Annotated in this window: 11 protein-coding genes; all 11 read left to right on the top strand. The window is 35.8% G+C overall.

Going from position 1 to position 9,485, the window contains the following annotated elements; translation table 11 throughout:
• Nucleotides 1-537, top strand: a 537-nt coding sequence (locus tag ACTBZY_RS15270) for an IclR family transcriptional regulator domain-containing protein (RefSeq protein ID WP_463047211.1), incomplete at its 5' end; no start/stop codon positions are given.
• Nucleotides 538-1,056: 519 nt separating this feature from the next.
• The gene (locus ACTBZY_RS15265) at nucleotides 1,057-1,569 is read left to right on the top strand and encodes a hypothetical protein (RefSeq protein WP_463047210.1); all 513 of its coding nucleotides are present in this window, start codon (nucleotides 1,057-1,059) and stop codon (nucleotides 1,567-1,569) included.
• Between the two features lie 249 nt (nucleotides 1,570-1,818).
• Nucleotides 1,819-2,019, top strand: coding sequence for a YgaP family membrane protein (locus ACTBZY_RS15260; protein ID WP_463047209.1), 201 nt, complete (start codon nucleotides 1,819-1,821; stop codon nucleotides 2,017-2,019).
• Nucleotides 2,020-3,178: 1,159 nt separating this feature from the next.
• On the top strand, nucleotides 3,179-3,781 hold the full coding sequence (locus tag ACTBZY_RS15255; RefSeq protein WP_463047208.1) for a YceI family protein: 603 nt from the start codon (nucleotides 3,179-3,181) through the stop codon (nucleotides 3,779-3,781).
• 32 nt (nucleotides 3,782-3,813) lie between these two features.
• Nucleotides 3,814-5,094, top strand: a complete 1,281-nt coding sequence (locus ACTBZY_RS15250) for a hypothetical protein (RefSeq protein WP_463047207.1) — start codon at nucleotides 3,814-3,816, stop codon at nucleotides 5,092-5,094.
• 40 nt (nucleotides 5,095-5,134) lie between these two features.
• Nucleotides 5,135-5,350: an SHOCT domain-containing protein gene (locus ACTBZY_RS15245; RefSeq protein WP_463047206.1), complete on the top strand. Its 216-nt coding sequence runs from the start codon at nucleotides 5,135-5,137 to the stop codon at nucleotides 5,348-5,350.
• 404 nt (nucleotides 5,351-5,754) lie between these two features.
• Nucleotides 5,755-6,267 carry a hypothetical protein gene (locus ACTBZY_RS15240; RefSeq protein WP_463047205.1) on the top strand — a complete coding sequence of 171 codons (513 nt, stop codon included), beginning with the start codon at nucleotides 5,755-5,757 and terminating at the stop codon, nucleotides 6,265-6,267.
• A gap of 30 nt (nucleotides 6,268-6,297) precedes the next feature.
• Nucleotides 6,298-6,612: an HPF/RaiA family ribosome-associated protein gene (locus ACTBZY_RS15235; protein ID WP_463047204.1), complete on the top strand. Its 315-nt coding sequence runs from the start codon at nucleotides 6,298-6,300 to the stop codon at nucleotides 6,610-6,612.
• A 336-nt stretch (nucleotides 6,613-6,948) separates the two neighbouring features.
• Entirely contained in the window at nucleotides 6,949-7,431 is a 483-nt protein-coding gene (locus tag ACTBZY_RS15230) for an OsmC family protein (protein WP_463047203.1), read from the top strand.
• 326 nt (nucleotides 7,432-7,757) lie between these two features.
• The gene (locus tag ACTBZY_RS15225) at nucleotides 7,758-8,144 is read left to right on the top strand and encodes a hypothetical protein (protein ID WP_463047202.1); all 387 of its coding nucleotides are present in this window, start codon (nucleotides 7,758-7,760) and stop codon (nucleotides 8,142-8,144) included.
• A gap of 391 nt (nucleotides 8,145-8,535) precedes the next feature.
• Nucleotides 8,536-9,485, top strand: a 950-nt coding sequence (locus ACTBZY_RS15220) for a mechanosensitive ion channel family protein (RefSeq protein ID WP_463047201.1), incomplete at its 3' end; no start/stop codon positions are given.

Raw genomic sequence — 9,485 nt, 5'->3', positions numbered from 1 at the left:
TGTGTCTCATATGAAAGAGACTTAGTACAAGCAGCAAAGGGCGTCATGGAAGAACTCACCTTAACACTTAACGAGTCTAGCGTTTTAGGCGTAATGAAAAACTACAAACGCCTTATTTTACACTCTGTAAATTCGACCCAAGACATCCAAGTTCAAATCAGATCTGAGAAAAACGTCTATGAAACAGCAAGTGGTCGACTTTTGCTTTCTAATCTATCCCTAAAAGAGCTAGATCGTTTTCTTGGATACTACGGTTTACCCACGAGCCTGATTTGGCCTGAAGCAGTCACGAAAGAAGGCCTACATGAACAACTAACGAAAATAAGAGAGAAAGGTATAGCGGAAACTAAATTCAGTCACAACCATTTGATGGGCTTTGCTGTCCCAATAATTCTAAACAAGCAAGTAATTGCGGGTATAAGCGTCTTCTTACCAGAATATCGTTGCAGTCCTGAAAAACAAGAAATAGTCATCTACCAACTAAACAAGGCCGCCCATCTTATTAGCAAGAAACTAAGCATATACCAGCCCTCTTAAAACAAGGAAGGTTAGCCTATGAAACACTTTCATATAGCGTGAAAGAAGCGATTCTTTTCTCCTTATAATACAGGTTAAGAAATTTATTTAGAAATAATCCCCTCCATTCATATAGTAGATCCTCTAAATGTGCCTCATCTCCTGGTTTTTAGGATACCCTACCTTTTGTCCATTAAACCCTGTTTATGTTTTAGAGAAAACGGAGCCACTTTAACAGAAATGCATTGCCATTAACCCAACCTTTCACATTACAAAACATGCGATATCAGCAATTTATTCCCTTATGATGTAACACATCTGACTATAATATTTAGTATATTGTTATTCCACCCTGATTCTGAAAAAGCAACAGAAACGTAAAAGAGAACAAATCTGGCTTATAAATTAATGCTTAAATGCCATTGATTCTTTTCTGCCCTTTGGCGGATGAAATAAGAGATTTTGACCTAAAACAAAATCTTTAAATGGTATAATCATTCTTATACCTATGCACATTCACCTCTAAATGAAATAAGACTTATGAAATCAGCCTCAGAATTGGAAAAGGATATTATGAATATCACGACGACTATCAACTTGCAGTATCCAGAGCTCTCACAATACATTCCTGAGATGCCTAAATACCGCACAAAGAAAAATGAAGTAAATATCAAAACCTTACAGGCTTACCATCATTCTTTAGAAAAGCTGATTGAAGAGTATGCTAAACCAGATAAGAATAAGCTAACTCCAACGAGTAGTGAAAACTCAAAATTTCCGGGTTATTCCATCTATCCGCCTTCAGAAGACATTTATAGGCAAAGCAAAGAAGAAATGGACATCAACCCCGAAGATATTACCAAAAAGAAGGCACCCAATGAAAAAGCAGGCACCATGAACGAAAAAGGCTTTGAAGACGACATGTCAGGTGATGATTTAGATGTGCCGGGGTCAGAGCTGGACGACGAACAGGAAAGTATTGGTAGTGAGGATGAAGAGAATAATTATTATAGCATAGGCGGAGACAATCACCATGATCTGGAAGAAGATTAGAACATTCTTTAAAAGGAAAACACAATGCGAACAAAACAACAAAGGGAGACGAAAGGCATAATTCGCATTTATCAAGACTTTGAATATCAATTGGGGCGATGACAAAATCATTAGCATTTAAATAGAAAAATCAATCATATCCAACAAAAGCAAACCTAATCCGCTATTGAGTTTGGCTATCTCTAACTATTAATACACCTTAGTGCAACTTATAACACCTAAAAAACCAAAATTATTATGAAATGGAACATGAATTCAATCGATCGGGCTATCAGATTAGCAATAGCCATTCTCATCGCCATACTAGTTTACAATAATGTGATTACCGGCGTTATGGCGTCGATCTCCGTATTGGTAGTAGGTTTATTGTTTATAACCAGTGCCGTAGGTTTTTGCCCTATATATTACCCTTTTAGAATAAGTACAAAGAAAAAACCGGAGAAAAAATAAAGGCACTTATAAACAGAATTGTACTATTATAAACTGCGAAAAAGGAAATGACTTGCTCCCATGAATTATACCGCCCAAAGGTATTTGCATTAAGCTTTCCACGGCACACGAATTCCATAAGCATATGAACCAAGAATAAAATTAAGGCTCATAAGAATACCCCCCGTAGAGTCTGAAGTATCGAATTCTTTCATTTTCTACTTGTTTAAATTTATGTCTCGAAAAACATTTCCAAGCTTTGTTCTTGATCATTTCAAAATTAATTTTTTATTCGGAATCAATGGCTCACTTTAAACCGGAATATCTATATTCTTGGACTTCTAAATAAAGTGTAACATAGAACTTCCATAAGATTCTGGGTATGGATTTTTTCTATCCCTCGACATCTTGTAATGCCATCAATAAGTGTTGAATCTGGCTTAGCCAATTATCTTGTGCAACTTTTTCTCCCAAAGAGCTAAGGGCTGTTGCATTTTTCAAAAAAATGATTGTTTAAGCTTTCGTTTTCTAAAACCTTCCTGTCTATTCTTTGAATGGTCACCATTGTCAGCTTTTAGGGGAATCCCTTCTGGAAAGACCTCCACTTGCATATAGGCTCTGCTGCCCAAAGTAGCACGTTTGGTTTTCCGTTTTTAAATATACTAGTAGTCATTCTTGATGGTCGTATCTGATTTATTCCTCCAATTGAAGGTTCGGCCTTAAATCCAATCACACTTAGAAACTGGTGTAACTAAATCTCAAATTGCAGAATTTATCTGGAAAGATAAAGCTGGAATTTCTCGAGAAATAAAAAATATTCTGATGAAAGAAGCGGGAGAGATAAAGCAGGTTTGACAGATAAAAAGACCATTGAAAGGCATACTAAAAACCAAATATTCATAGTCAACAGCTACAGTTGAAATGAATGTCTTGTATTACTTTGACTTAGAAGACTTTCAATCAAAATGTGTTAATCATGTAAGTTTCTTCATTATTTACATAACACCTAAACTAATGATTATTTGACCTTTGCATTCGCCAATAATTGAATTGAAAGGATATACTTTCCTAAGCAAAATTTTAGATATAAAGTAGTTCTAAATCCTAAAAAATAAAAATTCAATTCATTCTAAAAAGGCGATTAAGGGAACAAAAACTGTTTAAACCCAAAGTAAAAAATATGAAGAAGTATATAAAAGGATTAATTCTCATTCTGTCGATTGGAACCACCAATTTGAGCTACGCTCAGGCCAGCTACAAAATAGAGAAAACCAGCAATGTAGACATTAAGCTTAAGGGCACTTCTACACTTCACAACTGGGAAATGCAGGCAATGGATGCTTCTGGAGATGCACAATTTACATTCAAAAAAGGGGATGCATCTGAACTTTCATCCATTCAGTCGCTATCGTTTGGACTAAAAGTGAAAGATTTAAAAAGTGATAATAAAGGACTTGATAAAAATGCCTACGAAGCTCTAAAATCAGATACCCACAAAGATATAAACTACACCCTAAACTCAGTCTTAATATCTCCAGAGAAAGACGGCTATCTACTTAAAACTAATGGTAAGCTGACCATTGCAGGCGTCACAAAAGTGATAGCCTTAGATGTGCATAGTGTGGTGAATTCAAATGGTACGATTAGCTGTAAAGGTACATACCAGCTAAAAATGACGGATTATCAGGTAAAACCGCCAACTTTTCTGCTGGGAGCCATGAAAACTGGTAATGCCATTACACTTGATTTTTCTGTCGTCTACAAAAAAACAAAAGAAGCTTAAGGCACTTTTTGTAAATCAAAAAATATCTAAATATGAGAATTATTCTAATTGCAATATTTTGTGCATTCTCTTTTACTATTCAAGCACAACAACCAAAGCTTCAGTTTTTCAGACCAAATAATCAAAGTGGTTTAAATGTTTTTGAAACATCAAAAGTAGATTCGGTAGCTTATGATGGGCTAAAAGTTAGCGTAGGCGGCGACTTTGCTATGCAATTTCAATCTATCACCCAAAGTAACTCCGCAAATAATTTAGTGGAGCTCGGCTCAAACCTAAATCTGCCAACCGCAAATCTTAATATAGACGTGCAGTTGATTGACGGAGTGAGAATGCACTTGAAAACCTATCTCTCCTCACAACACCATCAAGAAGCATGGGTAAAAGGTGGCCACCTTCAGATTGACAAGCTGGACTTTATAAAACCTGGCTTTCTGGAAGACATCATGAAAATAGCCACTATCACCGTGGGTCTTGATGAATTTAATTATGGTGATGCACATTTCCGAAGATCAGACAACGCTAGGGCCATTTTTAACCCTTTTGTTGGAAATTATATCATGGATGCATTTTCTACAGAAGCCTTTGGGGAAGTAACGCTCCAGAAAAATGGTTTTTTGGCCATAGCAGGAATCACCAATGGTAAGCTAAATCAGAGTGTGATTGTGAATAAAAACACAGATAATAAGCTCTCGTTTTTTGGCAAACTAGGTTTCGACAAACAATTAAACAATGAGTTGAGAATACGACTAACAGGCTCTACATATACCAATCAAGGCACTTCAACGGGTACTTGGTTATACGGCGGTGACCGAACTGGTGCGAGATATTATAATGTATTGCATACTTTACCCGATGCTGCTGGTAATACTGAAGGCAGCGAGTTTGATGGCCGTTACAATGCTCGTTTTGTTAAACTGACAGCTCTGCAAATTAATCCGTTTATAAAATACAAGGGATTGGAGCTTTTCGGTATTTATGAGCGTGCCTCTGGAAATAAACTAATCACCACTCCTGCGGCCGATAAAGAAGGGGCTTTTACACAACTAGCTGCAGAGTTGCTTTATCGTTTTGGTGAAAATGAGCGGTTCTATCTTGGAGGAAGATACAATACAGTACAAGGCAAAACCCTTGAAAGTGCTATAGAAGACTTAAAAATCAGTCGGTTAAATATTGGAGGAGGATGGTTTATATCCGAAAACATTATAACCAAAGTAGAATATGTCAATCAGCAGTATACTGGTAATGGATGGAATGGAAGATTTGCAGATGCAAAATTTGATGGAATTAATATTGAAGCCGCTATAAGCTTCTAGTAATCGACTAATTATAAACTCTTTAATTACAAATAAAACTATGATGCAGTACGAAAGCTATCACTTTGTAGGAATGCACTTTATATGGTGGGTGGTTTGGATGGGCCTAATCTTCTGGATTTTTGCAACGCCCTATAATATCCCAGGTCAAAGAACGAAAAAAGACAGCCCTCTTGACATTCTAAAAAAAAGATTCGCTAATGGTCAGATTAGCAAAGAAGAGTATCTGGAAGCGAAAAACTTGATGGAGAACTAAGTTCTTTTTATCCTCATAAAATTATCAATGAATAATCCCCTCAAATCAATCTGGGTGGATGGTATTTAACCCCTTAATCTAGTCCATCTTTTGGTTTAAAAAGTTCTTCGGAATGTGTTGCCCCTTATCACGATACTATCACATTTTAGAACATGTGATATATGTAACTTAAAATGCTAAATGTGTAACGCATCTAACTACAATAATGAGGACATTGATTTTCTGCCATAGCCTAAAAAAGCGTTTGAATATAAATGAGCACATATGTCGTATCTAAATAAATGTACAGAACGCCGCTAATTATTTTTCAAAAATATGAGCTATTGACAAAAAGGGAATTTAGCCTTTAGACCTTTAAAATAAAAAAGGTTTTTAAACCAGGTTCAACTAAAAAATAAAACATAATGAAAACTAAAGTAGAATTGGAACAGGATATTATAAAAATTACGACCACAATTAACGAGGAATTCCCAGAGCTATCTAAGTACATTACTGAAATGCCTGAAAACAACTCCGAAAAAAATGAAGTAGATACTAAAAGCCTAGACGCTTACTATCAATCTTTAGAGAAGCTTGTTACAGATTATGCTAAAACACACAAGGGTAAAGTAAGCTCAAAAACTAGTGAAAACGCGAAGTTCTCTGGATATCCAGTTTATCCGCCGTCAGAGGATATCTACCAACAGAGCAAGGAAGAATCGGATATTAACCCCGAGGATATTTCAAAAAAGAAAACACCCAACCAAAAAAAGGGGGCAGCGAACGAAAAGGCTTTCGAAGATGATATGTCTGGCGATGATTTGGATGTGCCAGGCTCAGAATTGGACGACCAACAGGAAAGCGTCGGTAGTGAGGACGAAGAAAATAATTATTATAGTATAGGTGGAGATAATCACAATGATCTTGAAGAAGATTAGAGACAATTACGCAATCAACAAAAACAAGAAATGAAAATACAATTCAATACAGACAAAACGATTAAAGGAGACGAAAAACATGAGGATTATTTTACCTCAGTAATTAAAGATGGTCTAAAAAGGTATGATTCTCATATCTCAAGAATTGAAGTTCATCTGTCTGATGAGAATGGCAGTAAAAAAGGAGTAAAGGATATGAAGTGTATGTTGGAAGCCAGAATGGAAGGTCGTCAGCCGATAGCGGTTTCATGTGAAGCCGATACCATGAAAAAAGCCATTTCTGGTGCCATCGCTAAACTTACCGCTTCATTGGAAACTATTCTTGGGCGATTACAAAATCATTAGCATTTAATCATGAAGAACAGGAATGAAATTCATGATAAATAAAAACCAACCGAGTTACCTAACATTTCTAGTAATGCGGCATCAAAAAACACTGATTAAAAGTAGCTATTGGAAGAGTAAAGAAACTAAAATCATGATAAAAAGGAACATGAGTTTCATAGATTGGACTTAGGCATCCTCGAACACTATAGTCTTATTTCCAGTGATCTAGATAAGCATTTTTCATAATTACGCATGTATTACTTATAAGGAGGCAGTTATTTTTTGTCCTATTTATTACCCTTTAAGAATAATTACGAAGAAAAGATTAAAGAAAAACCGATAACACATATAAACATGGAATCGCACTATTATAATGTAGATATAAAATGGGAAAACAGCAGCAAAGGAGTTATCTGCTCTCCTGAATTGAACAGTAAAAATGGCATTTGTATTGAAGTGGCTACTCCTCCTGAGTTTCCCAATGGAATCTCAGGAATTTGGTCACCAGAGCATTTGCTTGTGGCGGCAGTTAATGGATGTTTAATGACCACTTTTCTAGCCATTGCAGAAAAGTCCACATTAGACTTTATAAGCTTCGGAAGCCAGGCAAAGGGCAAGCTAGAAATGGTGGATGGCAGAATGATGATGAGTGAAATTTCACTAAAACCTACCGTCGTAATTCACAATGAAACTCATAGAAATAAAACAATGAGAATCTTAAAAAAGGCAGAAGACGCATGCTTAATCAGTCATTCGATCAAGTCAAAAATCACCATGGAAATAACCGTAGAAGTAAAAAGTCTTTTACTTGATAACATATGGAAAACACCCATTTAAACTCGGTTTATGCATTGGAGAATTGTAATGAGTAGATAAAGTGAAATAAATCTGACAATTAAAGGAAATTAGCATAGCGTTTACCCTGAACTAATGTCGAAGGGATATGGTGATTGAGTTTAAATGGGTGTTGCCAGTGCTGAGCTTGACGAAGTATACTGATTTGAAGCAATTCAGCTACAGTCTCGATAAAATCGGGAGATTTTCTAATGAATAAAGCGGGTTAAAGGTCTTCTCTCTCAGGATGAAGATTTCTGTAATATTCTCTGGAAGGTTAAATAAATGTTTATGAACCGTGATTCGGTTCTTATTAAAAAAATAATATTGTGGAAACAAAGAAAAACTTGGGCATCTGGATGGATCATGCAGCTGCCAATTTGATTGATTTAAATTCAGAGAAGGATAGCCATACCATCACGTCAAAATTCACTTATGATGTACAGGATGAAGCTATCCATAAAAATGAAAATCTGATGCATAATAAAAGGCAACAAATGCATGAGGCTTTTTATAAAGAAATTTCCGACGAGATTTTAAAATACGAACATGTACTTCTATTTGGACCTACAAATGCCAAAACAGAGCTGCACAATTATCTGAAGAAGGATTTACATTTTAAAGACATCAAAATATGCATTGAATCTGCAGATAAGATGACGGATAATCAAAAAGAGGCTTTTGTGAAAAGTCATTTTGAGAAGGAAACCATTTGAAGTAAAACCTAGTCTACATCTTATTCCTCTACCAATAGAATAGCAAAAGCATCATGTCTGTTATGATTATAGAAGTATAAATATGCTTCCTGCAGACCCTTCTTAGGAATTGTTATACCGTTTATAAGTCGGCGGCTCATATCGAGTTTTATTAAAAACGTCAATTCACTAATTAAATTAGCTTCTGCTGAGCGGCTGGTCATTCATCAATGAATTGAAAGTTGATTCGATTGATACTTTATAGCTCGCCTTCATATGCTTTAGTTATCTTTGGTTCTGGTGCCCGTATAAAGCCTAAATAGTCAAACTGCCTTTGATAAACTAGGCCTTAGAACTTGGGATTATAATTAAATGTTTCGGGAAAATTAATTGAATCAAATCATGAGCACTTATGCTTGAAATTCTTATAAATCGGTTAGTAAACCGGGGCTTTGATTTATCTACGGCCGATACTTTGGCAAGAGTTATAATTTTTGTTCTGATCATTATTTTAAGCCTAGTTGCCTATTGGATTGCCAAACATTTTATCCTTAAAGGTTTAACCGCTATTATTGGTAGAACGGCAACGCAGTGGGATGATATGATCCTAAGAGAAAAAGTATTCAATCGCCTAGCCTACCTAGCTCCTGCCCTTGTTATTTATGTATCTATACCCTCCCCTCTTGTAGGTTATGATTGGTTGATCGCTATGATTAATGCGGTAGTTTTAATCTGCATGATTGGCATTGGCATACTGGCACTTGATGCCTTTCTAAACGCTTCCCTGGGCATTTACAGGACCTATGAGATTTCAAATAGAATTCCGATAAAGGGATTTATTCAGGTAGCTAAAATATTCATTTATTTTACGAGCGGAATTTTTATCATTTCCATTTTGCTAAACAAAACGCCAATTTATCTTTTTAGCAGCTTAGGGGCTCTTACGGCTATTTTGATGTTCATTTTTAAGGATGCCATTTTGGGATTTGTAGCCGGAATACAACTATCGGCCAATCGAATGGTGGCTAATGGTGATTGGATTGAAATGTCTAAATATGGTGCCGATGGAAACATAATTGAAATTGCTTTAACCACCGTTAAAGTGCAAAACTGGGACAAAACGATTACGACAATTCCCACCTATGCATTAATTACCGAATCATTTAAAAACTGGCGGGGCATGTCTGAATCAGGCGGGAGAAGAATTAAACGAGCCATTAATCTAAATATTAATACCATTAAATTTTGTACGGAAGAAATGCTCGAACGATTTAGTAAAATCAAGTATATCTCCGGTTATATTGAAAAAAAAGAAATAGAAGTTCAAGAAAACAACAAAATGGATCATGTTGACAATTCCAG

Source organism: Arcticibacterium sp., assembly GCF_055134445.1.
The sequence above is the reverse complement of the archived record's forward strand: the minus strand, read 5'-3'. Positions and strand labels throughout refer to the sequence as shown.